Annotated in this window: 30 protein-coding genes; 16 read left to right on the forward strand and 14 right to left on the reverse strand. The window is 74.8% G+C overall.

Annotated features, from left to right (window positions below; translation table 11 throughout):
- Positions 1-199 precede the first annotated feature (199 nt).
- Both Cus16_RS14350 and Cus16_RS14355 read right to left on the reverse strand, forming a co-directional pair.
- Entirely contained in the window at positions 200-976 is a 777-nt protein-coding gene (locus Cus16_RS14350; RefSeq protein WP_083264011.1) for an endonuclease/exonuclease/phosphatase family protein, read from the reverse strand.
- A 151-nt stretch (positions 977-1127) separates the two neighbouring features.
- Positions 1128-2540, reverse strand: coding sequence for an MFS transporter (locus Cus16_RS14355; protein WP_069713351.1), 1413 nt, complete (start codon positions 2538-2540; stop codon positions 1128-1130).
- A gap of 151 nt (positions 2541-2691) precedes the next feature.
- Here Cus16_RS14355 and Cus16_RS14360 point away from each other — a divergent pair, with 151 nt between their 5' ends.
- The 5 genes from Cus16_RS14360 (at position 2692) to Cus16_RS14380 (ending at position 8175) form a co-directional block, all read left to right on the forward strand.
- On the forward strand, positions 2692-3936 hold the full coding sequence (locus tag Cus16_RS14360; RefSeq protein ID WP_069713352.1) for an alanine racemase: 1245 nt from the start codon (positions 2692-2694) through the stop codon (positions 3934-3936).
- A complete protein-coding gene (locus Cus16_RS14365) occupies positions 3936-4796 on the forward strand; it encodes an IclR family transcriptional regulator (RefSeq protein ID WP_069713353.1) in 861 nt (286 codons plus the stop codon). Before Cus16_RS14360 ends, Cus16_RS14365 begins: the two co-directional genes overlap by 1 nt.
- Positions 4793-5848, forward strand: a complete 1056-nt coding sequence (locus tag Cus16_RS14370) for a sugar kinase (protein WP_069713354.1) — start codon at positions 4793-4795, stop codon at positions 5846-5848. The genes Cus16_RS14365 and Cus16_RS14370 overlap by 4 nt, the downstream gene beginning before the upstream one ends.
- Positions 5849-5911: 63 nt before the next feature.
- Positions 5912-6580: a bifunctional 4-hydroxy-2-oxoglutarate aldolase/2-dehydro-3-deoxy-phosphogluconate aldolase gene (locus Cus16_RS14375; protein WP_069713355.1), complete on the forward strand. Its 669-nt coding sequence runs from the start codon at positions 5912-5914 to the stop codon at positions 6578-6580.
- On the forward strand, positions 6577-8175 hold the full coding sequence (locus Cus16_RS14380) for an N-acyl-D-amino-acid deacylase family protein (protein WP_069713356.1): 1599 nt from the start codon (positions 6577-6579) through the stop codon (positions 8173-8175). Before Cus16_RS14375 ends, Cus16_RS14380 begins: the two co-directional genes overlap by 4 nt.
- Positions 8176-8200: 25 nt before the next feature.
- Here Cus16_RS14380 and Cus16_RS14385 read toward each other — a convergent pair whose 3' ends face one another.
- The gene (locus tag Cus16_RS14385; RefSeq protein ID WP_069713357.1) at positions 8201-8587 is read right to left on the reverse strand and encodes a RidA family protein; all 387 of its coding nucleotides are present in this window, start codon (positions 8585-8587) and stop codon (positions 8201-8203) included.
- Between the two features lie 208 nt (positions 8588-8795).
- On the opposite strand from Cus16_RS14385, the gene Cus16_RS14390 reads away from it, so the two are divergent.
- The gene (locus tag Cus16_RS14390; protein WP_083264012.1) at positions 8796-10049 is read left to right on the forward strand and encodes a hypothetical protein; all 1254 of its coding nucleotides are present in this window, start codon (positions 8796-8798) and stop codon (positions 10047-10049) included.
- Positions 10050-10162: 113 nt separating this feature from the next.
- Here Cus16_RS14390 and Cus16_RS14395 read toward each other — a convergent pair whose 3' ends face one another.
- The 3 genes from Cus16_RS14395 to Cus16_RS14410 form a co-directional block, all read right to left on the reverse strand.
- Positions 10163-10654 carry a pyridoxamine 5'-phosphate oxidase family protein gene (locus Cus16_RS14395; RefSeq protein WP_069713358.1) on the reverse strand — a complete coding sequence of 164 codons (492 nt, stop codon included), beginning with the start codon at positions 10652-10654 and terminating at the stop codon, positions 10163-10165.
- A 241-nt stretch (positions 10655-10895) separates the two neighbouring features.
- Entirely contained in the window at positions 10896-11522 is a 627-nt protein-coding gene (locus Cus16_RS14405; RefSeq protein WP_069713360.1) for a hypothetical protein, read from the reverse strand.
- A 171-nt stretch (positions 11523-11693) separates the two neighbouring features.
- Complete coding sequence (locus tag Cus16_RS14410) at positions 11694-12803, reverse strand: LLM class flavin-dependent oxidoreductase (protein ID WP_223246635.1); 1110 nt, start codon at positions 12801-12803, stop codon at positions 11694-11696.
- A 137-nt stretch (positions 12804-12940) separates the two neighbouring features.
- Here Cus16_RS14410 and Cus16_RS14415 point away from each other — a divergent pair, with 137 nt between their 5' ends.
- Positions 12941-13867, forward strand: a complete 927-nt coding sequence (locus Cus16_RS14415) for an SDR family oxidoreductase (protein ID WP_069713362.1) — start codon at positions 12941-12943, stop codon at positions 13865-13867.
- A 48-nt stretch (positions 13868-13915) separates the two neighbouring features.
- Here the strand turns inward: Cus16_RS14415 and Cus16_RS14420 are convergent, their stop codons facing one another.
- Both Cus16_RS14420 and Cus16_RS14425 read right to left on the reverse strand, forming a co-directional pair.
- On the reverse strand, positions 13916-14680 hold the full coding sequence (locus tag Cus16_RS14420; protein WP_083264013.1) for an SGNH/GDSL hydrolase family protein: 765 nt from the start codon (positions 14678-14680) through the stop codon (positions 13916-13918).
- Positions 14681-14790: 110 nt separating this feature from the next.
- Entirely contained in the window at positions 14791-15579 is a 789-nt protein-coding gene (locus tag Cus16_RS14425; protein ID WP_069713363.1) for an NRDE family protein, read from the reverse strand.
- Positions 15580-15646: 67 nt separating this feature from the next.
- Here Cus16_RS14425 and Cus16_RS14430 point away from each other — a divergent pair, with 67 nt between their 5' ends.
- From Cus16_RS14430 to Cus16_RS14460, 7 genes are all read left to right on the forward strand, one after another.
- Positions 15647-16936: a bifunctional phosphopantothenoylcysteine decarboxylase/phosphopantothenate synthase gene (locus Cus16_RS14430; protein WP_069713428.1), complete on the forward strand. Its 1290-nt coding sequence runs from the start codon at positions 15647-15649 to the stop codon at positions 16934-16936.
- Positions 16937-17000: 64 nt separating this feature from the next.
- Positions 17001-17399: a hypothetical protein gene (locus Cus16_RS14435; protein WP_069713364.1), complete on the forward strand. Its 399-nt coding sequence runs from the start codon at positions 17001-17003 to the stop codon at positions 17397-17399.
- The gene (locus Cus16_RS14440) at positions 17396-18181 is read left to right on the forward strand and encodes a DUF2071 domain-containing protein (RefSeq protein WP_069713365.1); all 786 of its coding nucleotides are present in this window, start codon (positions 17396-17398) and stop codon (positions 18179-18181) included. Before Cus16_RS14435 ends, Cus16_RS14440 begins: the two co-directional genes overlap by 4 nt.
- Positions 18178-18612: a DUF1810 domain-containing protein gene (locus Cus16_RS14445; protein ID WP_069713366.1), complete on the forward strand. Its 435-nt coding sequence runs from the start codon at positions 18178-18180 to the stop codon at positions 18610-18612. Before Cus16_RS14440 ends, Cus16_RS14445 begins: the two co-directional genes overlap by 4 nt.
- Before the next feature lie 134 nt (positions 18613-18746).
- Positions 18747-19397, forward strand: coding sequence for a GntR family transcriptional regulator (locus tag Cus16_RS14450; protein ID WP_069713367.1), 651 nt, complete (start codon positions 18747-18749; stop codon positions 19395-19397).
- A gap of 166 nt (positions 19398-19563) precedes the next feature.
- On the forward strand, positions 19564-20025 hold the full coding sequence (locus Cus16_RS14455; RefSeq protein ID WP_069713368.1) for a MarR family winged helix-turn-helix transcriptional regulator: 462 nt from the start codon (positions 19564-19566) through the stop codon (positions 20023-20025).
- Between the two features lie 273 nt (positions 20026-20298).
- Positions 20299-21216: a phospholipase gene (locus tag Cus16_RS14460; protein ID WP_141719007.1), complete on the forward strand. Its 918-nt coding sequence runs from the start codon at positions 20299-20301 to the stop codon at positions 21214-21216.
- A 79-nt stretch (positions 21217-21295) separates the two neighbouring features.
- On the opposite strand, the gene Cus16_RS14465 is transcribed toward Cus16_RS14460, so the two are convergent.
- From Cus16_RS14465 to Cus16_RS14475, 3 genes are read right to left on the reverse strand one after another with little or no spacing between them, the layout of a single operon-like run.
- Complete coding sequence (locus Cus16_RS14465; protein ID WP_069713369.1) at positions 21296-21616, reverse strand: hypothetical protein; 321 nt, start codon at positions 21614-21616, stop codon at positions 21296-21298.
- The gene (locus tag Cus16_RS14470; protein WP_069713370.1) at positions 21613-22248 is read right to left on the reverse strand and encodes a hypothetical protein; all 636 of its coding nucleotides are present in this window, start codon (positions 22246-22248) and stop codon (positions 21613-21615) included. Before Cus16_RS14470 ends, Cus16_RS14465 begins: the two co-directional genes overlap by 4 nt.
- Entirely contained in the window at positions 22245-22799 is a 555-nt protein-coding gene (locus Cus16_RS14475) for an RNA polymerase sigma factor (protein ID WP_069713371.1), read from the reverse strand. Before Cus16_RS14475 ends, Cus16_RS14470 begins: the two co-directional genes overlap by 4 nt.
- Positions 22800-22902: 103 nt before the next feature.
- Between Cus16_RS14475 and Cus16_RS14480 the strand changes: the two genes are divergently transcribed.
- Positions 22903-23595 (forward strand): MOSC domain-containing protein, encoded by a 693-nt coding sequence (locus Cus16_RS14480; RefSeq protein ID WP_069713372.1) that lies wholly within the window; start codon positions 22903-22905, stop codon positions 23593-23595.
- Here Cus16_RS14480 and Cus16_RS14485 read toward each other — a convergent pair.
- On the reverse strand, positions 23592-23972 hold the full coding sequence (locus Cus16_RS14485) for an MmcQ/YjbR family DNA-binding protein (protein WP_069713373.1): 381 nt from the start codon (positions 23970-23972) through the stop codon (positions 23592-23594). The genes Cus16_RS14480 and Cus16_RS14485 overlap by 4 nt on opposite strands.
- A gap of 129 nt (positions 23973-24101) precedes the next feature.
- On the opposite strand from Cus16_RS14485, the gene Cus16_RS14490 reads away from it, so the two are divergent.
- Complete coding sequence (locus tag Cus16_RS14490) at positions 24102-24404, forward strand: excalibur calcium-binding domain-containing protein (RefSeq protein ID WP_069713374.1); 303 nt, start codon at positions 24102-24104, stop codon at positions 24402-24404.
- 9 nt (positions 24405-24413) lie between these two features.
- Here the strand turns inward: Cus16_RS14490 and epsC are convergent, their stop codons facing one another.
- Both epsC and cysK read right to left on the reverse strand, forming a co-directional pair.
- Complete coding sequence (gene epsC, locus Cus16_RS14495) at positions 24414-24998, reverse strand: serine O-acetyltransferase EpsC (protein ID WP_223246636.1); 585 nt, start codon at positions 24996-24998, stop codon at positions 24414-24416.
- Positions 24995-25933, reverse strand: a complete 939-nt coding sequence (gene cysK / locus Cus16_RS14500; protein WP_069713375.1) for a cysteine synthase A — start codon at positions 25931-25933, stop codon at positions 24995-24997. The genes epsC and cysK overlap by 4 nt, the downstream gene beginning before the upstream one ends.
- Positions 25934-25973: the final 40 nt, after the last annotated feature.

The following is a 25973-nucleotide window of genomic DNA, read 5'->3' on the forward strand; positions in this document are numbered from 1 at the left end:
GGGCGGCGCCCGGCCGTCACCGATGCCGGCGCCGAGCGGGCGGCACCCGGCCGTCACCGATGCCGGCGCCGAGCGGGCTCGATCGTGCACGCTCGGGGCCGCCGCACGACGAGTCGTGCGCGCTCGGCGGAACGCACGCGGCGTGTCCTGCCCGCTCGCCAGCGCCGACGCGAGTCCTGCCGGCACCCGGCACCGGGACTCAGGCGGCCGGGGCCTCCGGGACGGCGACGGCGCCCGTCGCGCCCTCGTGCTCGTAGTGGGCCCGCACCAGGATCGGGCGGTGGTCGGAGATGCCCGCCGGGAGCGTCTCCACGCCGGCGATGTGCAGCCCGACGCTCGTCGCGAAGTCGAAGTGGCCCGTGAACTTGCGGTAGCGCAGGTACGTCGGCTGGTCGGAGAGCGACAGCGCGAAGCCGTGCTCCTCGATCTTGCGACGCAGGTTCGTCTGGAACCACGGGTAGTTGAAGTCGCCGACCATGATCGCCGGAGCCTCGGCCGACAGCTCGCGGACGAACTGGTGCGCCGCCTCGATCTGCTTGCGACGGAGCGAGTTCGTCGCGGTCAGCGGCGAGGCGTGGAACGACGCGACGATGACCTCGGTGTCCGCCTGGGTGTCCCGGAGGCGCATCGCGATGAGCCGCTCGTGCGCGGGCGCGAGGACCCGGTCGTGCAGCGACTTCTGCAGCGAGTGGATGCTGAAGTCCTCGACCTCGAACCGGTCGTCGCGCTTGTAGATCGCGAGTCCGAGGCGGTTCGCCTTGGTCGAGGCGGCGAGCGAGAGACCGGCGACGCTCGGCGCGAGGTCGTTGCTGTCGCACTCCTGCACGCAGATGACGTCGGCCTGGGAGGCCTCTGCCAGGGCGGCGAGCTCGCTGTTCGCGGTGTGCTCGCGGAGGTTGTAGCTGACGACGCGCAGCTCGGTGGGTTCCACGGCGGTGTCGTCCGCGATCGATCCCTGCTGCTGTGGCCCGGCCATGCTGCCTTCCGTCCTGGGTGTCTCGGTCACCCTGCCGCGGCAACCGTACTCGGCGGTCGCGGGCAGTTCCTGTGACGGTAGCGCACGGCGGGTTTCGTGCGTGTGACCACGGCACGAACGGTCGTCGCGCGGCTCGGCCGCGGGCGACCGGTCAGTCGGCGACGCGCCGCACCCGGGCCGCCGGACGCACGGTCTCCCCCGCCGTCCGGCTCATCAGGACCCCCTCGACGCAGGCCACCACGAGCAGCACCACGATCACCCAGAACGCCACGTCGTACGGTCCGGAGCCGCCGAGCCCCGAGGCCGCCCGGATCGCCACGGCGGCGACGGCGACCCCGAACCCCGCCGCGACCTGCTGCAGCGTCGACGACAGCGTGTTCGCCGGGGTCATGTCCGCCTGCTCGACGTCCGCGAACGCGATCGTGTTGTACGCCGTGAAGCCGACGGACCGTGCGGCACCGCTCACGACGAGCAGCACGGCGAGGAGCCAGAACGGCGTGTCCTCGGTGAGGAACACCATCGCGACGACGCTGAGCGCCGCGACCGCGCTCGACACGACGATGACCGGCCGGTACCCGAACCACCGGAGGAACGGGGTCGTCATGGGCTTGATGCCGAGGTTGCCGACGAACACCCAGAGCACGGCGGAACCGGCGAGCACGGCGCTCCACCCCCACGCGTCCTGGAAGAGCAGGGGCAGCACGAAGGGCACCGCGGACACCGCGAGGCGGAACAGGCTGCCGCCGGCGTGCGACACCCGGAACGTCTCGAGCCGCAGGGACTCGAGCCCCATGATCGGGTGCGGTGCCCGGCGGAAGTGCCGGACGGCGGCCCAGCAGCACACCGCCCCGACGACCCCGGAGACGACGACCGCGACGAGCGGGATCGTGTCGAGGGCGAGCAGCGAGGCCATCACGACCAGGGACCCGAGGCCGAGGCACGCCAGGAGCGACCCGCGCCAGTCGAACGGCACCCGCTCGGGCGCACGCTCCTGCGGCACGAGCACGAGCGCGGCGACGAACGCGACGACGCCGAGCGGGATGTTGACGAGGAAGATCCAGTGCCAGCTGAGGGTGTCGACGAGCACCCCGCCGACGAACGGCGCGATGATCGGCGCGGCGAGCGCGGGCCAGGTGAGGATCGCGATCGCGGTGACGAGCTGCTCGCGCCCGGCGCCGCGGAGGACGACGAGCCGGCCGACCGGCACCATGAGCGCGCCGCCGAGCCCCTGGAGGACGCGCCAGAGCGTCAGCTCGACGAGCCCCGTCGACGCCGCGCAGAGGGCGGACGCCACCGTGAAGAGCGCGATCGCCCCGGCGAAGACGGTGCGGGACCCGATGCGGTCGGTCAGCCACCCGCTGACGGGGATGAACACGGCGAGCGTGACGAGGTACGCGGTGATGGCGACGCCGATCGCCGCGGAGTCGACCCCCAGGTCGCGGCCCATCGCCGGGGCCGCGGTCGCGAGGATGGTGCCGTCGAGCAGCTCCATGAAGAAGGTGCCCGCGACGAGCACGGCCACCGCCGTGCTGCCCGGTCGTCGTGTCGTCGTCATCGTCGTCATCAGGTCGAATGCTATGCCCGCTCGGTTTCCGTCCGCGCACGTGCCCTGACCCAGCTGCCGTTCTGCAGCGCACAATGACCAGGAGGACGACGTTGCCCGACCGACCCCGTCACCGGGAGCGTTGCCCCACCGCGACCACGCAGGAGGACCGATGACGACCACCCCCGCGGACGACCGCCCCGCCACGGCGACCCGCGCGCCCGGCACCGTCACGACGAAGGGTGCGCCGGACCCCGCCGCCCCCGCCGTCGGCCGTCACGTGCTCGACCACGCGCACCTGCCGGTGATGACCCTGCGCGAGTCCGCGCTGGAGCACAACACGGCCGTCGTGCAGGCCTACGCCGAGCGGCACGGCCTGCTCCTCGCGCCGCACATGAAGACGCACATGGCCCCCGCCCTCGCCGACCGGCAGGTGCGTGCCGGCGCGTGGGGCGTCACCGTCGCGTCGGTGCAGCAGGCGATGGTCGCGTGGGCACACGGAACGCACCACGTCCTCGTCGCCAACGAGGTGCTCGACCCGACCGGCCTCGCCTGGCTCGCCTCCCGTCGCACCGAGGACCCGACCGCCGACGTCCTCTGCAACGTCGACTCGGTCGCCGGCGTCGAGGCGGCCGCCCGCGCCCAGCGCGACGTCGACGGCAACGTGCACGTCCTCGTCGAGGTCGGCTTCCCGGGCGGACGCACCGGCGTCCGAACGGCCGACCAGGCACGCGCCGTCGCCCGGGCGGCCGTGGACGCCGGGCTGACGCTCCGCGGGGTGACCGGGTACGAGGGCGGGCTGCCCGACGTCGACACCGCGCGGGACTGGGTGACGGAGGTGCTCGCGGTCGCGGTGGAGCTCCGTCCGCTCGTCGCCGCGGACCGGTCGCTGTTCAGCATGGGCGGCAGCGCCTGGTTCGACGGCGTGGTCGACGCCGTCGCGGACCGGCCGGACGACGTCGACGTGCTCCTCCGCTCCGGTGCGTACCTCACCCACGACGACGGGTTCTACGCCGAGCGCACCCCGTTCCGCCGGCGACCCGAGGAGGGCTCGCTCCGCCCCGCGATCGAGGTCTGGGGCCGGGTCACGTCGTGCCCCGAACCGGGTCGGGCCCTCGTCGCCGTCGGCAAGCGCGACGTCTCCTTCGACGAGGGCCTTCCGGTGGTCCGCGGGATCCGGCCGGGAGGCACGGCACACGACGCGCAGGTCGTCCCGCCTCCGGGGACGGTCACCGTCACCCGCCTCGACGACCAGCACTGCTACCTCACGCTGGCGGACACCGCGCCCGGGCTGACGCCCGGCGACGTCGTCGTGCTGGGGGTCTCGCACCCCTGCACGGTGTTCGACAAGTGGCGGCAGGTGCAGCTGCTCGCGGACGACGACACCGTCACCGACACGATCGCGACGTGGTTCTGATGGCGACCGACCACCGTGCGGGCACGACCCCTCCCGAGGAACCGCCGGCCCGGAACGCGGCACTGTCGCTGCGTCGCGGTCTCCGGGTGCTCGACCACGTCGCGGAGCGCACCCGGACCGGTGCCGTCTCGGTGTCGCTCGGCGAGCTCGCCGCGACGCTCGGCACGGCGAAGTCGACCGTGCTGCGACTGACCGCGCCGATGGTCGAGACCGACCTGCTCCGCCGCACCCCGGACGCCGGCTTCACGCTCGGCCTCGGTGCGCTCCTGCTCGGGCAGAGCTACCTCGAGGGCATCGACCTCCGCACCGCGGCCGCGCCGTTCCTCCGCCGGACCGCGGAGGCGACCGGGCTGACCTGTCACCTCGTGGTGCCGGACGGCACGGACATCGTCTACGTCGACAAGGTCGAGACCCGCGGCACGGTCCGCATGGGCTCCCGCGTCGGGAACCGACTGCCGATGCGCAACACGGCGTCCGGCAAGGCCATCGTGGCGTTCGGCGACCCGGACCTGCTCGGTGCGGTGCTGGCGGTCCCCGTCGAGGCGACGACCGAGCAGACGATCACCGACGACGACCGCTGGGTACGGGAGGTCGACGGGACCCGCGCCCGCGGCTACGGCATCGACGACCGCGAGAACGAGCCGGGCATCCGGTGCGTCGCCGCCCCGGTGCTCGACCACGCGAACCAGGTGGTCGGCGCGATGAGCATCTCCGGTCTGGCCTCGCGGTTCCCGGCAGCGGCGGTCCGCGAGGCCGGCGACCGCGTCGTCCGGACCGCGCTCGAGATCTCGGTGGCGCTCGGGTCGTCGTCGGCGCGGCTCGCCCTCACCCGCACGGCGCCGGTCGGAGCCGCCCGGTGACCCGCGACACCGCGGCCGGCGTGCTGACGCTCGGCGAGACGATGCTGCTGCTGTCCGGCACCGGCGTCGGCGAGGTCGGCGACCTCGACCACCTGCGCATCGGTACCGGCGGGGCGGAGAGCAACGTCGCGATCGGCGTGGCACGCGCCGGGGTCCGGGCCACCTGGGTCGGGCGCGTCGGCGCCGACCCCGCCGGCGACCGGGTCGTGCGCGACGTGCGGGGCGCCGGTGTCGACGTGGTCGCCGTCGTCGACCTCGACCGCTCGACCGGGCTGATGATGAAGGAGCGGCTCGCCGACGGGCGGACGCGCGTGACCTACCACCGGCGCCACTCGGCCGGGTCCGCACTCACCCCCGACGACGTCCCCGCCGGCCTGGTCGAGGGCGCGGCCCTCGTGCACCTCAGCGGCATCACCGTCGCGCTCTCCGAGAGCGCGCGGGAGACGGTGCGCTCGGTCCTGGACCGCGCCGAGGCCGCCGGGGTCCCGGTGTCCTTCGACGTGAACCACCGTCCGAAGCTGCTCGACGCGGCCACCGCACGCGAGCACTACCTCGCCGTGGCGCGACGTGCCGCCGTGGTCTTCGCCGGCGACGACGAGGCACACCTCCTCCTCGGCACCGACCCGCAGGCGGCGGACCCCGACCCCGCCACGGACGAGGACCTCGCCCGGCGGCTCGCCGCGCTGGCAGGCGGCCGAGCGGTCGTGAAGCTCGGCTCGCGCGGGGCGGTCGCGGCCGTCGACGGCCGTGTCACCCGACGGGCGGCGACGCCGGTGCGGGTGGTCGACCCGGTCGGGGCCGGCGACGCCTTCGTCGCGGCCTGGCTCGCGGCGACGCTCACCGGGGCGACACCGGACGACGCACTCGACCTGGCGGCCGACGCCGGAGCCCTCGCCTGCACGGTCGACGGCGACTGGCGGTCGGCCGACCACCCGTCCGCGCGGGACGGACGCGGCGACGACGGGCGCGGCGACGACGGGCGCGTCCACGAGGGGCGAGTCCACGAGGGGCCCGGCATCGACCCGAGCGTCCACGACCGCGTCGACCGCTAGCCCGACGACGACCACCACCGACGCGACCGACCCGCACCCGAACGAACCCGAGGAGCGCGAACCATGACCGAGACCCGTCCCACCACGCCAGCCGGCACGCCCGGGCCGGACCACCGCGCGCGGCACGCCGCCGGGCCCGCCGTCGCGGTCCTCCGAGGCGGCACCGGCGAACACGTCGAGGCGGTCATCGCGACCCTGCTCGAGGCCGGGGTGCGCGCGATCGAGCTCACGACCAACACCCCGCGGTGGCGCGAGGGCACCGCCTGGGCCGCGCAGCAGCACGGCGCCGCGGTCTCCGTCGGCGTCGGCACCGTGCTCGAGCCGGGCCAGGTCGACGAGGCCGCCGACCTCGGTGCGACGTTCGCCGTGAGCCCGCACCTCGACCCCGCGATCGGCGCCCGTGCCCACGAGCGGGGGCTCGGCTGGTACCCGGGCGCGGCGACGCCGACCGAGATCGTGCACGCCTGGCGGCTGGGCGCACGGGCGGTCAAGGTGTTCCCCGCGGCGCAGCTCGGCGGCCCGGCCTTCCTCCGCCAGGTCCTCGCGCCGCTCGACTTCGTCGACGTCGTGCCGACCGGCGGGATCGGGGTCGACGACGCCGCCGACTACCTCGACGCCGGCGCCGTCGCCGTCGGCCTCGGCGCCCCGCTCGTCGGCGACGCCCTGACCACGGGCGACCTCGTCGCCCTCCGGTCGCGGGCGGAACGGCTCGTCGCCGGGCTGGCGCGGTGAGCCGCCCCGTCGTCCTCCGCGGCGGATCCGTCGTCGGCGCGGACGGACCGGTGCGCTCCGACGTGCTCGTGGACGACGGGCGGATCGTCGCGGTCGGCCCCCGGCTCGCGGTCCCCGAGGACGCCGACCGGCTCGACTGCGGCGAGCGCCTCGTCCTGCCCGGCGGGGTCGACGCGCACTCCCACGCCGGGTCGCGGGTCTTCGACGCGGACGTGCAGGAGGCGCTGCTGCGGCAGGGCGTGACGACGATCGTCACCGGCCAGGACGGGGTCGGACCGGCACCGGGCGACGGTACGTGGGCGGACCGGTACTTCGCGGCGATCGACGGCCCGCACCCGCGGTACACCGGCGGCGGGATCGCCGGCCTCCTCGCGACGTACGACGGCACGACCCCGGTGAACGTGGCGACGCTCGTGCCGGCCGGCACCGTGCGGCACGAGGTCGTGGGCGACGAGGACCGCCCGGCAACGGCCGCCGAGACCACGGCGATGCGCGGACTCGTCCGCAGGGGGCTGGACGAGGGTGCGGTCGGACTCGCCAGCGGGCTCGACTACGTGCCCGGGCTGTACGCCGACACCGACGAGCTCGCGGCGCTCTGTGCCGAGGTCGCCGCCGTCGACGGGCTGTACGTCACGCACATGCGCGGCGGGTACGAGGCGAACGTGCGGGTCGGCCTCGACGAGGTCGCGGCCATCGCCCGGACGAGCGGTGTCCGCGCGCACGTCTCGCACCTGCACGCCCCGGTCGACACCACCCTCGGCGCGCTCGCGGACCTGGCGGCGGACGGCGTCGCCCTGTCCTTCGACGCCTACCCGTACTCGCGCGGCTGCACGATCCTGTCGATGCTGCTGCTCCCGGCGGCGCTCGCCCGCCCCGGCACCGACGACCTCGCCCGCGCGGTCGCCGACGACGCCGGGCGCGACCGGGTCCGGACGGCCGCACTCGACCGGGTGCTCGGCCGCGCGGACCTCGGCGCCGGCTGGGCCGAGCAGGTGACGCTGTCGCACGTCCCGTCGCCGGCGCACCACGCCCTGCAGGGCCGGACCCTCGCCGAGGCGGCCGCCGCGACCGGCACCACCCCGGTCGACCTGGCGATCGACGTGCTGGTCGCCTCCGCGCTCCAGGTGACCGCCGTGATGCGCGTGCCGCACCCGCGCACCCCCGAGGACATCGCGCCGCTGTTCCGGCACCCGGGGCACACGGCGGGCTCCGACGGCATCCACGTCGGCACCCACCCGCACCCGAGGGCCGCCGGGACCTTCGCGCGGTACCTCGGCGACTTCGTCCGCGCCGGACTGCTGTCGTGGCCGGAGGGACAGCGGCACCTCGCCACGACCGCGGTCGAGCGGTACCGGCTCGGCGACCGCGGCGTGGTGCGACCGGGTGCCGTCGCCGACCTCGCCGTGGTCGACCCGCAGCGGGTGGCGGCGCGGTCGACCTACGAGGACCCGACGCGGACCGCGGTCGGCGTCGACGACGTCCTGGTCGCCGGCGTCGCGGTGCTCACCGGCGGGGCCCTCACCGGAGCGACCCCCGGCACCGGACTGCGGCGCTCCGGATCGGGGACGGCCGGCAGCGGCACCGGGAGTCGGTGAGGTTCCGCTCAGGAGGCGCTGCTCGTCAGGAGGCGCTGGGCAGCACCGCGACGACGTCGATCTCCACGAGGATGCCGGCCAGGTGCGACTGGACCGTCGTGCGGACCGGGTACGGCTGCGAGAAGTGCTTCGCGTACTCCTCGTTGAAGGCCGGGAAGTCCCGGTCTGAGTGCTCGAGGTGGACGGTCGACTTGACGACGTCGTCGAGGGTCGCGCCGTGCTCGGCGAGCACGGCCGCGACGTTCGCCAGCACCTGGGCGGTCTGGCCGGCGACGTCGTCCGCCATCGCCCCCGTCGCCGGGTCCTGCGGTCCGAAGCCCGCCGTGTACAGGAAGCCGTTCGCGACGATGCCCTGGCTGTACGGGCCGGCGGGCTGCGGGGCGTTCTCGGTGGTGACGGCGGTCTTCGGCACGGGGGCTCCTCGCGGGTCGGTGACCGGTGGTCGGTCGACGGGACCTCCAGGCTAGGGGCGGGTGCGCGGCGGAGCCCGGCCATCCGCCGGAGCCGTTCCGGACTGCACAACGTGGGCGCGCCTCCCGGCCGGTGCGCCGGATTCCCGGGCGGGCTGGATACCCTCGTCGGGTGCCCACCGTCTGCCCTGTGCCCGTCGGAGCGGGCCGGTGAGCCGCACCGACGGTGCCGTCACCGGGTCGCTCGCGAACGGTCGTCGCCGTGTCGTCGACGTGGCGACGAGCCTGCCGGCCTGGGCGGCCGTGCTGCTCGTGTGGGGCGGCGGCCGCATCGTCTCGACGCTCTGGCTCGCGCTCGCGTACCCGCTGATGGGCCGGGCGATGCCGGACAACGCCATCTGGGGCAACGCGCACGGGTTCGGTGCGTTCCTCACCGCGTGGGACGGGCAGTACTACGAGCAGATCTCGGTGCACGGGTACCCGACCTCGCTGCCGCTCGACGCCGGTGGGCACGTGGCGCAGAACGCGTGGGCGTTCCTGCCCGCGTTCCCGTTCACCATCCGGGCGCTGACCGCGTCGACGGGTGTGCCGTTCGAGGTCGGCGCACCGCTCGTCGCGCTGGCGGCGGGGCTCGTCGCGACGTTCCTGCTGCACCGGCTGGTCAGTGACCGCGCCGGGCACGCGGCGGGCATGTGGGCGGTCTTCTTCTTCACGTGCGGTCCGCTCTCGTTCCTGCTCCAGGTCGGGTACGCGGAGAGCACGTTCCTCGCGCTGACGTTCGGTGCGCTCCTGGCCCTCGAGCGTCGGCGGTACGGCCTGCTGACGCTGCTCGGGGTCCTGGCGGCGTTCACCCGGCCCGGTGCGCTCGCCGTCCCGCTGCTGCTCGGGGTCGTCGCGCTCGTGCGGTGGGTGCGCGCCCGACGTGCGGCCGCGGGCACCGGGGTGCGGTCGCTCGACGCGTTCCCCGTCGCCGAGCGCGTCCGGGTCGTGGCCGCCGGTGTGGTGATGGCCGCCGCGGGTGTCGCGTGGCCGGTGATCGCGTCGCACGTCACCGGGCGGCCGGACGCCTACCTCGAGACCGAGATGTCGTGGTGGGTGAACTTCATCGGGCGGGTCGACTTCACGCCGATGACCCCGTGGTTCCTGCTCGCCGGCAGGTGGCTCGGCGTCGGCGGCATCCTCATCGTGGTGTTCCTGCTCGTGGCGTACCCGGTGTGGCTGCTCCGCCGGTCGACGCTCCGGCTGGGGTCGACGACGGTGCTGTACTCCGCCGCGTACGCGCTCTACATCTTCGCGGTGTCGCTGCCGATGGCCTCGACCCCGCGGCTGCTCATGCCGCTCGCGCCGCTGTTCGGCTCCCCCGAGCTCGTCGCGCGGCCCTGGATGCGCTGGACGTTCGTGAGCTGCGCGGTCCTCGGCCAGCCGGTGCTCGTCGCTGTGCTCTGGCTGCTCGGCCCGCCCTGACCCCGGCTGCGGGGTCTCCGGACACCGCGAGACGCCCCCGACACCTCGAGACGCCCCGGTTCCGGGGGCGTCTCGTCGATGTGGGGGCGCCGCGGGCGGACGGGGCCGCCCGGCTACAGCTCGACGGTGCCGTGGCGACCGGTGTCGGGCTGGCTCTGCTTGCCGATCGCGGCCTTGAGCGTCTGCACGAGGCTCCCGACCGGGCCGGTGTCCTGGGTCCAGTACTCGACCGAGTCGCCCTCGACGGTGAGGAGCCGGATCGAGGGGTCCTGACGACCCTCGGGGAACCAGGCCTCGGCGAACGGCGACCACAGCTCGTCGATGACGGAGTCGTCCTGCGTCACCGTGGCGGTCCCGGCGATGGACAGGTACCCGCCCTGCGACTCGATGGCGACGTTCACGTGCGGGTTGCGGGCGATGTCCTCCACCTTCTCGCTGCCGTCCTGCACGAGGAAGCGGAGCGTCCCGTTGAACGCCTTGTCCTGCACGGCCAGGGGTCGTGCGTGCAGCTGACCGTCGTCGCTGACGGTCGTGAGCAGGGCGGTGCGGGCGCCGTGGACGATGTCCGAGATGGCTGCGCGCTGGTCTGCCTGCGTGTCGGTCATGATGCTCCTGTTCGTCGTGCGCCCCGTTGTGCTCGACGTCCGGCCGGGCACTGCCCGGGCGCGTTCCGTTCCGGCCAGTGTGCCCCTCGACGCTGGGACGTGCCCGGCGGGACCGGGCGTACCCGGTGGGACCGGGCGTACCCGGTCGATCAGGACGACCAGGGACGCCCGGATCGACCAGGCATCGCTGGTGTGATGGGAAGCTTCGGGCGCGGGGCGCAGGGCACGCGCGCCCGACCCGTCAGGAGGCGGGTTCGCGGATCGTGGTCTCGACGTCGACGACCTGCGGCACCCTCGGCATCGACGCGAAGCCGAACGCCACGGGCGGGTCGAGCGGCGCCAGGGTCCCGAGCGGCTCCCCCGCCCACGTCCCCGTGACCGCCGTCACGTCGTGCGCCCCGGTCACGCCGTAGTACTCGCGGCGCCCACCCCCGGCCGTGCCGGCGGTCCCGGCACCGGGCGCGACGAGCCGTGCGACGGGGTCGATCGCGCGGAGCCACCGGGGGTCCCGGGCGACCGGCTTCGGGACGATGCGCAGGACCCGACCGAGCGGCGAGATCGCGCCGACGTCGATCGTGGCCCGCAGCGGTCCGGCGTCGAGCTCGATGCCGCGGGCGGTGCGGCGGGCGTCGACGTCGACGACGGACACGGTGTCGAACCGGTAGGTGCCGGACACGTACGCGGCGACGATCTCGTCCGGTGCGAGCAGGACGCTCGACCCGTCGGGCTGCTCCACGAAGACGTCCGTGAAGGCACCGAACGGCGAACGCTCCCACATCCCGACGACGAACCGCACGCCCGACGTCGTCCCGACGCCCGTGATCCGACCACGGAACCGACGTTCGACGATGTTGGAGCGGGGCGACATGCCCTGGACCGTACCCGGCGCTCCCGTGAGCCGACGCGGCGGGGGCGAGCCGTGCCTCCCGGCCGCGTCACGACGGGTCGACGACGCGCCACGACGGGCGACCGACGCTGCCGGACGTACTCAGTGTGCCCGGAGCGAGCCGCACCGGCACGTCCCGCACACGCACCGGCCCTACGGCACCGGCACCGGCTCGGCGAGGAGCTCGCGCACCCGCGGGGCGACCCGCGTGCCGTAGAGCTCGATCGACCGCATCATGTCCTCGTGCGGCAGGCGACCGGTCGCGTACCGCATGTCGAAGCGCGAGACCCCGAGGATCCGCATGTTGCGCGCGATCTTCCGCGCCACCGTCTCCGGCGACCCGACGTACAGCGAACCGCCGGCGGAGAGCCCGGCCTGGTACTGGGCGGTGTCGAGGGGCGGCCACCCGCGCTCGCGTCCGAGCCGGTCGGTGACGGCCTTGTGGTACGGCCAGTAGCGCTCGGCCGCTTCCTCGTCGGTCTCGGCGACGAAGCCCGGCGAGTGCATGGCGATGGGCTGCTGCGGGAGCTCCAGCTGCGTGAGCGCCTGACGGTAGAGCCGCGAGAAGGGGGCGAACTGCGCCGGCTGCCCGCCGATGATGGCGAGGAAGAGCGGCAGGCCGTACGAGGCCGCGCGGATGACCGACTGGGGCGAGCCGCCGACGCCGATCCACGTCGGGATCGGACCGTGCTCGAGCTTCGGGTAGACGTCCTGGTCGGTGAGCGCGGCGCGCTTCGTGCCGGACCACGTGACGGCGTCCCCGCCGCGGAGCGCGTTCCAGAGCTGCAGCTTCTCCTCGAACAGGACCTCGTAGTCGGACAGGTCGTAGCCGAACAGCGGGAAGGACTCGGTGAACGAGCCCCGGCCGAGGATCACCTCGGCGCGACCGTCGGAGAGCGCGTCCACCGTCGCGAACCGCTCGTAGACGCGGACCGGGTCGTCCGAGGACAGCACGGTGACCGCGGAGCCCATCCGGATCGTCGAGGTCCGGGCCGCGATGGCGGCGAGCACGACCTCCGGGGCGCTGACGACGAAGTCCTCGCGGTGGTGCTCACCCACGCCGATGAAGTCGATGCCGACCTGGTCGGCGAGGACGGCCTGGTCGACGACGTCGCGGATGGCCTGCGCGTCGGACCGGAGGGAGCCGTCGGGGCGCTCGGTGACGTCGCCGAAGGTGTCGAGGCCGAGCTGCACCGGGCCGACGCGGTCGGGTGCGGGCGGCGGGACGTCCGAGGGGCGGCCGGTTCCGAATGCATTGCTCATCGCGTCCTCCAAGTGAATGCGTACGCATGAAACTACCACGGCGCGCGACGGAGCACCAGGTACCCCACGGCACCCCACCGCGCACCCCGGGCGTTCCACCAGGCACCCCACCAGGCCCACCGCGTACCGTGCCGCGCATGCCGAACATCCCCGACCAGACCGGCCGCCGCATCGTCGTGACCGGAGCCAACAGCGGCACCGGCGAGGAGACCGCCAAGCGCCTGGCCGGTGCCGGCGCGAGCGTCGTCCTGGCGGTCCGGACCCCCGCGAAGGGCGACGCCGCGGTGGACCGCATCCGCCGCGAGCACCCGGACGCCGACGTCGAGGTGCGCGAACTCGACCTCGCCGACCTCGGGTCGGTGCGCCGGTTCGCCGCCGGCGTCGAGGCGGACGACCGGCCGCTCGACGTGCTCGTGAACAACGCCGGCGTGATGGCCCCGCCGCAGCGCTTCGAGACCGCCGACGGCTTCGAGCTGCAGTTCGGCACGAACTTCCTCGGACACCTCGCCCTGACGAACCTGCTGCTGCCGACGCTGCTGCGCGCGGGACGGGACGGCACCGGTCCGGCGCCCCGGGTGGCGACGATGTCGAGCCTCGCCGCGATCCCCGGCAGCATCCGGTTCACCGACCCGCAGTGGGAGCGCGGTTACAACGGCTGGCGCGCCTACTCCCAGTCGAAGCTCGCCGACCTGCTCCTCGCGCTGCACCTGCACCGGCTGTCCGTGGAACGGGACTGGTCGCTCGTCAGCACGGCCGCGCACCCCGGGTACACGCGGACGAACCTGCAGTCGGCCGGCCGCTCGCTCGGCCGGTCCCGCCCCGTCCGGTCGAGCGACCGGGCCTTCCCGCTCACGCAGGCGGTCGAGCAGGGCGCGGAGCCGCTGCTCTACGCGGCGGTCGGTCCCGCGGCGGTGGGCGGCGCGTACTACGGGCCGTCCGGGTTCGGCGGCCTGACCGGGCCGACCACCACGGTGTCGGTGCCGCGCTCGGCCCGGAGCGCGGACCTCGCCCGGTCGCTGTGGGCGGTCGCCGAGGACCTCACGGACACGCGCGCGCCCGCCTGAGGTCGGGGTCCCGGACGGGAGGCCCGCCCCGCCCCCGCCACGGGAGCGTCAGAACCGCAGGTGGTCGCGTGAGAAGGCGTCGATCACCCCCGCCTCGAGGGCGCGCTGGCCCCGCGCGGTCGGGTGCACGTCGTCGGACTGCATCAAGTCGGCGTGCCCGGAAAGGGGCTGCCCGATGTCGACGTACGTGCCGCCGTCCTTCCGGACCGCGCGGTGCAGCGCGGCCGAGATCGTCGCGAGCTGCGCCGGCGGCGCCTGCTCGTTCCACACCGCGCTCAGCCCGACGACGCGTGCCCGCGGCAGGTCGCGGTGCACGAGCGCCACGAGCTGGTCGGTGGCGCTCGTCACCTGGGCGTCGTCCTCGCCGAGGTCGTTCGAGCTCGCCTGCACGAACACGACCCGCGGACGCAGGTCCACCGCACGGCGGACGATCCCCGGGTAGGCGCTCGCGCACTCGTCCGCGTCGCCCTCGGCGACCACCCCCGCGCCGTCGCACGACAGGTTCGTCAGCTGCCACCGCTCCGTCCGCGCCAGGAGCGCCGGCCACGCCTGCTCCGGCGTGAGGCCGTGACCGCCGCTCACCGAGTCACCGATGACCACGATCCGCTCGCCGGGCGCGTGGTCCCAGGCGCGGTCGGTCGCGGTGGGGCTGGGCGCCGCCATCGAGGAGTCCTCGCTGCAGGCGACGAGCGCGAGCGCGGTCACGGCGGCGAGCGCCGCCGCGGCGACGGCGCGGACCGGTCGCGGGCGGCTCGGTGCTCGGGTGGTGCGGTCCGCCGGGGGGTGGGCGGTGGAGAGGGTGCTCGGGGTCACGTCCGGGACCGTACGCCGCCCGTGCCCGTCCGGGACGTCCCGCGCGCTGCTGCTCCTCACAGCATCGCCGGACGTGTCGGCGGCACGAGCGCCCTCGGGACCGGGAGCGGTCAGGCGCGGTGCAGCTCCACCGACCCGTCGAGCCGGCCCGGCCGCTCCAGGCGTGCGTGCTGCAGCACGGTCCGGTCGTGCCCGACGGCCGCCGCGACCACGGACAGCGTGGCGACGTGTCCGTCCGGCTCCACGGCGTCGCGGAGGATGGCGTCGGGATCGTCGGCGGGCAGTGCGGTGGACGCGGCGAGCACCCCGAACCAGCCGCTCCACCCGTCACCCGGGTCGGTCCCGGCGTCGGCGGCGCGGAGCTCGTCGAACGGCCCGAGCACCGGCGGCCCGGTGGGCGCGGGCACGGCGCGGAAGGCGTCGAGCCACCGTCCGATGCGCGGCGCGGCGGGGTCGTCGGGCGCCCCGTGGGTGACCATGTGGACGCCGGGGCCGAGCACCGTCGTCCGGACCTCGGTGCCGTCCCAGGTGTCCACCGCGGCACCCTCGGCGGTGGCACGGACCAGGTTGAACGCCCGCGTGGTCGGCAGCTGCCCGTCGGCACCCGGGACGGTCCCGGTCACCGCGTCGAGCGGGAGCACGCCGCGGGTCGTCCAGGTGCCGTCGTCCGTCGGCACCGGCTCGGCACGGTTGAGCACGACCGCGAGGCCGGCGGCGTCGGACGCGGCGAGCCAGGCGCCGCCGGCCGACCGGTCCCGCACGCCGCGGACGGTCGGGTCGACCTCGGGCCACCAGGCCGCCGGCGGGTCCCAGGGGCGCTCCGGGGACTCGTCGCGGAGCGCGAGCACGGTGACGGGCCACTCGGCCGCGGGGTCGACGCGGACGACGACGGTGCACATGCACTCGATCCTCGCACGCGCGAGTCCGGGTAGCGTGACCGCCGTGGATGCTGCAGCAGGTCGCCGTCTGTCCGTCGTCGTCGGGATCACCGGTGGCATCGCCGCCTACAAGGCCGTCGGGGTCGTCCGCGACCTCGTCAAGCGCGGCCACGACGTCCACGTCGTCCCCACCGAGGGCGCCCTGCGCTTCGTCGGCCTGCCGACGCTCGAGGCGCTCAGCCGGAACCCGGTGACGACGAGCGTCTGGGACGACGTCGCCGAGGTGCGCCACGTCGCCCTCGGACGCCGGGCCGACCTGGTCGTCGTGGCCCCCGCGACCGCGGACTCCCTGGCGCGCATGGCCGGCGGGCTGGCCGGGGACCTCCTCGGCACGACGCTGCTCGCGACGGAGGCCCCGGTCGTCGTGGCCCCCGCGATGCACCCGCAGATGTGGGAGCACCCCGCGACCCGCGCGAACGTCCGGACCCTGCAGGACCGCGGCGTCCGCTTCGTCGGTCCCGTCGTCGGCGCCCTGACCGGGGACGACGCGGGCATCGGCCGCATGGCCGAGCCGGAGGACATCGTGACCGCCGCGCTGGCGGTGCTCGACGGGCCGGCGGAGGCGAGCCGAGCGGAGGCGAGCCGAGCGGACGGGGGCGGGGCGCGCCTCCCGGCCGGTTCCGGGACCACCGCGCGGGGTGACCAGGGCGACCTGGCGGGCGTCCGTGTCGTCGTGAGCGCCGGTGGCACGCGCGAGCCGTTCGACCCGGTCCGCTTCGTCGGGAACCGCTCGAGCGGTCGCCAGGGCGTCGCGATCGCCGCGGACGCCGTCCGCCGCGGCGCCACCGTGACGCTGGTCGCCGCGAACGTCGACGCCGGGCTGACCGCGGGGCTCGGCGCGACCGTCGTGCCGGTCGGGTCCACGGAGGAGCTCGCGGCCGCCGTGCACGGTGCGGCCGCCGACGCCGACGTCGTGGTGATGACCGCCGCGGTCGCCGACTACCGTCCCGCCGAGGTCCGTGCCGAGAAGCTGAAGAAGGACGACCAGGGCGACACCATGACGCTCGAGCTCGTCCGGAACCCCGACGTGCTGGCCGACCTCGTCGCCGCCCGGCGCACCGGGCAGATCATCGTCGGGTTCGCCGCCGAGACCGAGCCCGACCGCGACGCCCGGATCGCGCTCGGTCGCGCCAAGATCGCCCGAAAGCCGGCAGACCTGCTCGTGGTGAACCACGTCGGGTGGGACGCCGGGTTCGAACGCGAGGAGAACGCGATCGAGGTCCTGGTGCCCGGCGGCGACGTCGTGCGGGAGACCTCGGGCAGCAAGGCCGACGTCGCCACCGCGGTGCTCGACCTCGTCGCCACCGCGCTGACCTGATCCGACCCGAGCTGCCCTGGCCCGACCTGGCACTCGTCCGGGCCGCGGCGGGCAGGATGGGACCATGCGACGACGCGAGCGCACCCGACGCGCCACCCGGACGGCCACGATGCTCGCCGTGCTCCTCGGTGGAGCCGGCGTCACCCACTTCCTGCGGCCGCGCGGCTACGACCGCATCGTCCCCGCGGGCCTACCGCCCCGCCTCACCACCCTCGCGTCCGGCGTCGCCGAGCTCGCCGTCGCGGCGGGCCTGACGGTGCCCGCGACCCGGCGGGCGTCCGGGTGGGCCGCTGCGGCGCTGTTCCTCGCGGTGTTCCCGGCCAACGTGACGATGGCGCGCGACCTGCTCGACAGTCCGCGGTCCACCCGCACGGCGCGGCTCGTCGCGGTGCTGCGCCTCCCCCTGCAGGCACCGCTGGTCGGCTGGGCCGTCCGCGTCGGGCGACACGCGGCCCGACGGTGACCGCCCCGTCGCGAGCGACCGCCCAGCTGCGCCACCGCCCCGTCGCCGAGCACGCGTGGGAGGACATCGTCCTCGCCCACTGGCGCCGCGACCCGGCCTCGCTCGAGCACCTCGTCCCGCGCGGCACCCGACCGGACGTCGTGGACGGCAGCGCCAGGGTCGGGTTGACCGCCTACGTCTTCCGGCAGACGGCGGTCCCGCCGTTCCCGCCCTCCCGCCGGCTCGGGTCGATGCGGGAGGTCACGCTCGAGATCCCGACGGTCGACCGCCGTGGACGCCGCGGGATCACCTACCGGACCGTCGACACCGGCCACGTCCCGGCGATCGTCGCCGCGAACACGATGCTCGGGGTGCCGTACACGTACGCCCACGTGCGGTCGCGACGACAGGGCGACACGCTCGACCACCGATCCGTGCGGCACCCCGCCCGCGCCGCCCACCCCGTCCGGTGGCTGCGTGACGTCCGGCACACCCGTCGACCGACGGCACCGCGGCCCCGGCACGACGTCGTCCTGCGCGTCACCGCGGGTGTGGTCGTGGACACCCCGCTCGCAGCCGAGCTGACCACCCGCGCCGGCATCCACGCCCGGCTCTTCTCGCGGACGGTGTTCTGGCAGCGGCAGCACGCCCCGCTCACGATCCGGTCGGCACGGCTCGAGCGGCTCACGGGCGACCTGCCCGACGCCGTCGGGCTGCCGGGGCTGTTCGACCGCGAGCCCGACTCGCTGCTCGTGGTCGACGGCACCACCGTGCGCTACGCGTGGGGGGACGTGGTCCGGTGAGCGGCGACGAGCACGACCTCGACCGCTTCGTGCGTGCGCAGGACGGCGTGCACGACCGGGCGCTGGCGGAGCTGCGCGCCGGTCGCAAGCAGTCGCACTGGATGTGGTTCGTCTTCCCACAGCTCGCGGGGCTCGGCAGGAGCACGACGGCCCAGTACTACGCGATCGACGGACCGGCCGAGGCGCGGGCGTACCTGGCGCACCCCGTGCTCGGACCGCGGCTCGTCGAGGCGGCGAGGGTGGCGGCCGCTGCTCCGGCGTCCGGAGCGGACGCCCTGTTCGGCGGCGTCGACGCGATGAAGGCCCGGTCCTCCATGACGCTCTTCGCCCGGGCCGCCGACGACCCGGCTCCGTTCCGTGCCGTGCTCGACCGCTGGTTCCACGGCAGCGAGGATCCGCTGACCGTGCGGCTGCTCGAGGGCGACGCCTGACCGGCGGAGCGCCCGCGCGCACACACCCCGGCGGCAGCACCGTCCACCGTCCCCGCAGCGGTACGGTGATCCCGCGCCCTCACCGCCCGGTCGGGTGCCGCCGACGTCCGTCCACCGACCACGAGGACACCCGCATGCCGGTCCCCAGCAGCGCCCCCACCGAGCACCAGCTGCTCCGCGACACCGTCCGCCACAAGATCCACGCCGCGATCATGGACGGCACGCTGGAACCGGGCGAACGCCTGAACGACGACGAACTGATCGCCTGGCTCGGTGTCTCCCGCACCCCGATCCGCGAGGCCCTGAGCCAGCTCGCCCGCGCCGGGCTCATCGAGATGGCCCCGAACCGGTACACCCGGGTGACGACGCCGGACCCCGCGCAGGTCGTCGAGGCGATGCAGACGCTCGGCGTGCTCTTCGGGGGCGTGGTCCGGCTCGCGGTGCCGCTCCTGACCGCGGCGACCCGGAAGAAGATCCTCGCGCAGCTCGACCGCACGATCGCCGAGCTCGAGGCCCACGACGTCCCGGCGGTGAACCGCGACGCCCTCGCCGTCTTCGGCCTGTACGTCGACGCCTGCGACAACGCGGACCTCCAGCGCGTCTGCCGGGACACCTCGGACGGCCTCGCCTTCCGCCTCCGCCTCCCGAACCTCGACGAACTCGTCGACTGGGACCGGATGACGGCGGACTTCCGGCGGCTCCGTGCCGCCACCGAGGCGGGCGACAACGTCGCGGCCGAGCTCGCCACGGAGGCGATCCACCTGCTCCCCGGCGAGAAGCGCTGACCCGACCTGTACCGTCGTACAGGAACACCGTCCGGGCGCCACCGGGAGCGGTCCACCGCGGCCGGTCGTCACGCTCGGACACGGCCCGTCGGGGACCGGTAGCATCGGCCGGACCCGCCTCGGGCCCCGCACGGCCCGACCCCGCCTCGACCACCCGGAGCACCGCATGAGCCACCGCCAGCCGGACCGCGCCGAGATCGCCGCACGCCTGGCCGCCGCGGTCGGCCGCATCAACCGGCGCGCCCGGACCGACTCCGCCTCGCTCGGGTGGGGCCTGGTGTCCGCGCTCGCGACGATCCAGACCGAGGGACCCCTGCGTCCCGGCGACCTGTCGCGGATCGAGGTCGTCACCAAGCCGACGATGACCCGCATCCTGACGGAGCTCGAGCAGCGCGGGTTCATCGCCCGGGAGGCCGACCCCCGCGACGGCCGCGCCTTCATGGTGTCGGCCACGGTGGAGGGCATCGCCGCCGTCGACCGGGCCCGTGCCGACCGCACCGGGATCGTCGCCGAGCTCATCGCGGACCTGCCGCGCGAGGACGTCGAGGCGATCGCAGCGGCCCTCGGTGCACTCGAGCGCATCGGGCAGGGCGAACGCACCCAGGAGATTCCCACCTCCGCTCGCTGACAGGGCCGTTACCGAACCGTTACCCGGGGGCCGTCGGGCCGTCCTGCCAGCACTCCTGGACCCGATGCCCAGCCTGCCGCGTCATCGTGTCGGCTTCGCCCGAGCAGGCGGCCCCGCGCCGCCCGAGCGGCGGACGGACGGGCCCCACACCACCGTCCGGTCCTCCCCGGCTCGCGACTCCCCCACGACGCACCGTGCACGCCCACCCCACCCGCGTGCCCGGCACCGCCGCGGACCGGGAGGCGCGCCCCAGCCGGCCGACCACCGGAACCGATGACCCAGAACACCGCAGAACCCCAGCGCACCCCCGAGCCAGGCAGCACCCCCGAACCCAGCGCGACCACCCCGACCACGCGTCGGCAGGCGCTCGACACCCCGGACCGCCGTCGCCGTCGCGCACTCCGCCGCCGCGCCCCCCTGCTCGTCGGGGGCGCAGCCGCCGTGGCACTCGTCGGCGGCATCGCGACCGTCGGCACGCAGCCCGCGATCGGCGAGGCGCTCGGCGTCCCGAGTGCGAGCGGCGCCGCCACCAGCAGCGCCCCGGCCCTGCACGGCGCGTCCCTCGACCGGGCCCAGGCGGCCGCGACCATCGTCACGGCACGGACCGTGCTGGCCGACGCGAACGAGAAGACCGACACCACCACCCTCGAACGCCGGGTGCGCGCGCTGTCGGACTACCGCGAACTGTCCGGCGGCGCGATCACCGCGCGCATCGCGTCGACCGTCGACGCGACCACCGAGGTCGCCGACGCGAGTGCTTCGCAGGACAAGGCCGACGCGGACGCCGCAGCAGCAGCGGCGGCCCGGGCGAAGGCCGAGGCCGAGGCGGCGGCCGCCGCCGAACGCGCCGCCGAGGCCGCGCGGGCGCAGGCTGCGGCCAACACCGTCGCCGGCGCCAAGGCGACCGCGTCGTCGATGGCCGCGTCGCAGTACGGCTGGGGAGCGGCCCAGTTCCAGTGCCTCGAAAGCCTCTGGACCAAGGAGTCCGGATGGGACTACCGCGCGGTCAACCCGGACGGTGGCGCCACGGGCATCCCGCAGGCACTGCCCGGCTCGAAGATGGCGACGGTCGCCGCCGACTGGCGGACGAACGCCACGACGCAGGTCACCTGGGGGCTGCGCTACATCAGCGCCGCCTACGGCACCCCGTGCGCGGCGTGGGCGCACTCGCAGGCGAACAACTTCTACTGAGCCGACGCGCGCCGGTCGACGGACGGGAGGCGCGGGGCCGGCCGGCACCGCGCCTCCCGTCCGTCACGGTGTGGGTGGGTCAGCCCACGCGTGCGATGCGGACGTCGACCCGCGCGAGCGCGACGCCGCGAGCGGCGGCGGCCTCCCAGGCCGCCAGGTGCGCGGCGCGCGCCGTCGCGGGTGCGGGCAGCGACCCGTCCGTCCCGATCACGACGCGCAGTACGTCCTCGTCGAGCACGACCCGGGGTCCGGGGGTGTGCGCGGCGAGCCGCTTCGCCGAGTCGACCGCGCTGCCGAGCACGTCGCCGAGGGTGGGCCGCGCCCGGTAGAGCTCCGCGACGCCGGGCACCGCGAGCACGGCCGCCTCGATCGCCGCGGTGGTGTCGTCGTCCAGGGTCATGCGCGGTCCTCCTCGTCGTCGTGCGGGTCGACCGACCCGGGCTGCGCGGGCAGCAGGTCGCGGACGCGCACGTCGACCGCCGCGAGGACCAGGTCGGTCTGCTCCGCGAGCACCTCGGCGACCGCGGCCCGCACCTGCTCCGCCGCCGGGTGGATCGGTACCCCCGACCGGACCGCGAGCTCGACCAGCACCCGCACGGGCGCGTCGAGCTCGGTCACGTCGCCCTCGAGCGAGCACCGCGCGATCACGACCCCAGGCACGACGTCACCCGCCGTCCGGACCATCGAGCGGATCGCCCCCTCGGTCATCACCGGCCGCTCGGTCGGCGCGACCGGGCGGAGCGGGACGTCGCGTCCGGCGCGGGCCTCGAGCGAGATGTTCGCGAGCACGCCACCGATCCACGACTCGTCCGCCGGTTCCTCGTGCTCCGCAGCGGCGTCGAGGGAGCCCATCGAGGACTGCCGGAGTCGCACCAGCGCGGCAAGGGCGTTCTGGCACGCGGCCGAGTCGTCGATGCTCGGGTCCGCCGGCTGCATGCCGGCGTCGAGGTAGTCGGCGAGCTCGTCGATCGTGTGGCCGTCGAGGTCCTCGGGCTCGAGGGTGTCGAGGCGCAGGTCGTCGGGTCCGGTCATCGCCAAGCCTCCATGAGACGGATCATGTTCTTCCTCGCGCGCGAGAGCAGTCCGCGCACCGTCGAGACCGGCAGGTCGAGCTCCTCGGCGATGTCCTCGTAGCGGTACTCGAGCACTTCCTTCATCACCCAGCACCGACGCTGCGCCTCGGGGAGCTCGGCGAGCGCCGTCTCCACGGCCTCCTCACGGGACCGCGCCTCCGCGACCCGGTCCGGAGCACCATCGTCGGGTGCCGCGACTTCGATCTCGGTGACGTCGTCGTGCGCGCGTCGAGCGCGGATCCGGTCGAGGCACTTGCGGCTGAGGATGCGCATGAGCCACGCCTTCACGCGGGCACCGTCGTCGAGGGAGTCGAGCCGGTTCCACGCCGTGATGAAGGTCTCCTGCACCACGTCGTCGAGCTCGTCCGTCGAGCCGAGCGTGCGACGGGCGTACGCGCGGAGCAGCGGCGTGTACCTGCGGATGAGGACCTCGAACGCCCGGACGTCGCCGCCCGACGAGCGACCGGCGAGGACGGCGTCGTCGAGGTCTGCGAGGGGCTGGTGGGGCACGGGTACCTTCTACTGGTCACGCCTCGGGGAAGTCTGGGCGTCGGTGTGACGGTCGGACGGGACGGATCGTCACGCGGCACGCCGGTCGCGATCGGGGACCGGCATGCGGCAGGGTGGAGTCGTGTCCCTCGTCACCGCCGTCTGCCGCGTCGAGCAGCTCCTCCGCGACTCCGGCACCATCGGCATCACCGCGATCGACAAGCGACCCGTCGACGGCCCCGTCCGGGTGCGCCCGCTCGGCCTGCACGCCGACGTGCAGGCCGATCGGAAGCACCACGGCGGCGAGGACCAGGCCGTGTACGCCTACGCCGACGAGGACGCCGCGTACTTCGCCGAGGTGCTCGACCGCGACGTCCCGCCCGGACTCTTCGGCGAGAACCTGCGGACGAGCGGCGTCGACGTCACCGGGGCGGTCACCGGCGAACGGTGGCGGATCGGCGAGACCCTCGAGCTCGAGGTCACGATCCCGCGGGTGCCGTGCGGGACCTTCGCGCGGCGGATGCGCATCGACGGGTGGGTCCGCCGGTTCGCCGAGGAGAACCGTCCGGGCACGTACCTGCGCGTCCTGCGGTCCGGACCGGTTGCCGCCGGCGACCCGGTCGTGGTGACCCACCGGCCGGCGCACGGCGTGACCATCGGCCAGATCTCCGCGGGCCTCACGCCGGAGCAGGCCCGCGCGGTGCTCGACTCCGGGGATCGGCTGGCCCCGAAGGTCGTCCGCGACGTCTCGAAGGTGCTCGCGCGCGGGCGGGTCTCGGGCTCGACCCGGCGCGCGGGGTCGAGCGGACGGGACTAGGGCCCGACCCGGCGCGCGGGGTCGAGCGGACGGCGGGCGCGCGGCAGCCCCTGCACGACGAGCTCCCAGGAGTTCGCGACGAGGTCCTCCACCATCGCCTCGTCGAGCCCCTCCCCCGGCGCCAGCGTGATCCAGTGCCGCTTGTCCATGTGCCACCCCGGTGTGACCTCGACGAGGTCGCGGACCAGTGCGGCAGCGTGCGGGGGCGCGCACTTGAGGTTGACGATCGGCACGCCCCGCAGCGTCGTGGTGAGCACGAACATCCGGCCGACCACCTTGTGCACGACCGAGTCCTCGCCGAACGGCTGCGTCTCCTCGACCGCGGGGAGTGCCAGGGCCGTCCGGATCGCCACCTCGTGCAGTGCTGCGCCGTCCACCACTCCAGCATGCCGCACCGCCCCGCTCGGGGGTATCCGCGGATGAGCCCTGCTCGGCTACGATCGTGCCGCCGCGCACCCGACGCGGCGGTCGCGCGAGCGGCCACCACCTCCCAGGGGGAAGAACCCGTGCAGACCACCCGCACCCTCGGCGCAACCGTCGCCACCGTCGCACTCGCCGCCGCCGTCGTGCTCGGCGGCACCACGGCCGCGTCCGCCGCGCCGAAGACCTACGCGAACTGCGCCGCCGTGCAGAAGGTGTACTCCGGCGGCATCGCGAAGAAGTCGGTGACGTACAACACCGTGAAGACCAAGTCCGGCAAGGTCGAGCACCGCGCACTCAAGGGCACGGTCAAGAAGGACGACGCGCTCTACAACGCGAACAAGAAGATGGACGCCGACAAGGACGGCATCGCCTGCGAGAAGAGCTGACGCACGCGGTCAGAGCGTCGGGACACCCTCGTGTCCCGACCTCGGCCGTGCCGTGCCGGCCACCCCGGTGACGACCGACCCCGCGGGGACGTCCTTCGTCACCACAGTGTTCGCACCGACGACCGAGTCCGCCCCCACGGTGATGGCACCGATCAGCGACGACCCCGCTCCGAGCACCACCCGGTCGCCGACGACCGGGTGCCGCCGCCGCCCCGGTCCGTGCTCGCCGCCGCGGCCGCCGAGCGTCACGCCGTGGAACACCAGCACGTCGTCGCCGATCACCGCGGTCTCGCCGATCACGACGCCCATGCCGTGGTCGATGAAGAAGCGACGACCGATCCGCGCGCCCGGGTGGATCTCGATCCCGGTCGCGGCGCGCGCGAGCTGCGCCAGGACCCGGGCGGCGAAGCGCGAGCCGGGCAGACCGCGCGCGAGCCAGAGCCGGTGCGTCAGGCGGTGCGTCCAGATCGCGTGCAGGCCGGAGTAGACCACCGCGTTCTCCAGGTCGCCCCGGGCGGCGGGGTCACCGCGGCGTGCTGCGGCCAGGTCCTCCCGGACGGTCCCCAGCACGCCGCGTCGGACGGCACGGGTCACGCAGTGAGTCCCTCGAAGAGCGGGGTGGACAGGTAGCGCTCACCGGTGTCGCAGACGATCGCGACGACACGCTTGCCGGCGTTCTCCGGGCGGGCGGCGATCTCGACGGCGGCGTGCACGATGGCACCGGACGAGATGCCGGCGAGGATGCCCTCCTCGGTCCCGAGCGCCCGTGCCACGCGGAGGGCGTCGTCGAGCTCGACGTCGAACACCTCGTCGATGACGGCCCGGTCGAGGACCTCGGGCACGAAGTTGGCGCCGATCCCCTGGATCTTGTGCGGACCGGCCTTGCCCTCCGACAGCAGCGGCGAGTCCTTCGGCTCCACGGCGACGATCTGCACACCGGGGACGCGCTCCTTGAGCACCTGGCCGACACCGGTGATGGTGCCGCCCGTGCCGACACCGGCGACGAACACGTCGACGTGCCCCTCGGTGTCGCGGAGGATCTCCTCGGCGGTGGTCCTGCGGTGGATCGCCGCGTTCGCGGAGGTCTCGAACTGGTGCGCCAGGATCGCCCCGGGGGTCTGCTCGACGATCTGCTCCGCACGCGCGACGGCGCCCTTCATCCCCTCGGGACCGGGCGTCAGGACGATCTCGGCGCCGAAGGCACGGATGAGCGCTCGACGCTCGACGCTCATGGTCTCCGGCATGGTGATGACGACGCGGTACCCGCGCGCGGCACCGACCAGTGCGAGCGCGATCCCGGTGTTGCCGGACGAGCCCTCGACGATCGTGCCGCCCGGACGGAGGTCCCCGGACTCCTCGGCGGCGTCGATGATCGCGACCCCGAGACGGTCCTTCACGCTGGACCCCGGGTTGTAGAACTCGAGCTTCGCCAGCACCTCGGCGCCGTCCGGCTGCGGCAGGCGGTTGAGGCGGACGAGCGGGGTGTTGCCGAACGCCTGCGTGATGTCGTCGTAGATGGTGCCGGTCATCCGTCTTCGTCCTCCGGTCGATGGGCGCCACCGACGGTGG

It is taken from the genome of Curtobacterium sp. ER1/6 (assembly GCF_001742745.1).
GTDB lineage: Bacteria > Actinomycetota > Actinomycetes > Actinomycetales > Microbacteriaceae > Curtobacterium > Curtobacterium citri.

What these genes read in the sequence shown, in the direction of transcription:
- Cus16_RS14410 (WP_223246635.1), bottom strand. Translation starts at nt 12,803, where the DNA reads ATGAGCAATGCATTCGGAACCGGCCGCCCCTCGGACGTCCCGCCGCCC.
- Cus16_RS14415 (WP_069713362.1), top strand. Translation starts at nt 12,941, where the DNA reads ATGCCGAACATCCCCGACCAGACCGGCCGCCGCATCGTCGTGACCGGA.
- Cus16_RS14395 (WP_069713358.1), bottom strand. Translation starts at nt 10,654, where the DNA reads ATGACCGACACGCAGGCAGACCAGCGCGCAGCCATCTCGGACATCGTC.
- Cus16_RS14450 (WP_069713367.1), top strand. Translation starts at nt 18,747, where the DNA reads ATGCCGGTCCCCAGCAGCGCCCCCACCGAGCACCAGCTGCTCCGCGAC.
- Cus16_RS14375 (WP_069713355.1), top strand. Translation starts at nt 5,912, where the DNA reads ATGACCGAGACCCGTCCCACCACGCCAGCCGGCACGCCCGGGCCGGAC.
- Cus16_RS14460 (WP_141719007.1), top strand. Translation starts at nt 20,299, where the DNA reads ATGACCCAGAACACCGCAGAACCCCAGCGCACCCCCGAGCCAGGCAGC.
- Cus16_RS14465 (WP_069713369.1), bottom strand. Translation starts at nt 21,616, where the DNA reads ATGACCCTGGACGACGACACCACCGCGGCGATCGAGGCGGCCGTGCTC.
- Cus16_RS14470 (WP_069713370.1), bottom strand. Translation starts at nt 22,248, where the DNA reads ATGACCGGACCCGACGACCTGCGCCTCGACACCCTCGAGCCCGAGGAC.
- Cus16_RS14455 (WP_069713368.1), top strand. Translation starts at nt 19,564, where the DNA reads ATGAGCCACCGCCAGCCGGACCGCGCCGAGATCGCCGCACGCCTGGCC.
- Cus16_RS14425 (WP_069713363.1), bottom strand. Translation starts at nt 15,579, where the DNA reads ATGTGCACCGTCGTCGTCCGCGTCGACCCCGCGGCCGAGTGGCCCGTC.
- Cus16_RS14405 (WP_069713360.1), bottom strand. Translation starts at nt 11,522, where the DNA reads ATGTCGCCCCGCTCCAACATCGTCGAACGTCGGTTCCGTGGTCGGATC.
- Cus16_RS14435 (WP_069713364.1), top strand. Translation starts at nt 17,001, where the DNA reads ATGCGACGACGCGAGCGCACCCGACGCGCCACCCGGACGGCCACGATG.
- Cus16_RS14350 (WP_083264011.1), bottom strand. Translation starts at nt 976, where the DNA reads ATGGCCGGGCCACAGCAGCAGGGATCGATCGCGGACGACACCGCCGTG.
- Cus16_RS14365 (WP_069713353.1), top strand. Translation starts at nt 3,936, where the DNA reads ATGGCGACCGACCACCGTGCGGGCACGACCCCTCCCGAGGAACCGCCG.
- cysK (WP_069713375.1), bottom strand. Translation starts at nt 25,933, where the DNA reads ATGACCGGCACCATCTACGACGACATCACGCAGGCGTTCGGCAACACC.
- Cus16_RS14355 (WP_069713351.1), bottom strand. Translation starts at nt 2,540, where the DNA reads ATGACGACGATGACGACGACACGACGACCGGGCAGCACGGCGGTGGCC.
- Cus16_RS14360 (WP_069713352.1), top strand. Translation starts at nt 2,692, where the DNA reads ATGACGACCACCCCCGCGGACGACCGCCCCGCCACGGCGACCCGCGCG.
- Cus16_RS14480 (WP_069713372.1), top strand. Translation starts at nt 22,903, where the DNA reads ATGCGGCAGGGTGGAGTCGTGTCCCTCGTCACCGCCGTCTGCCGCGTC.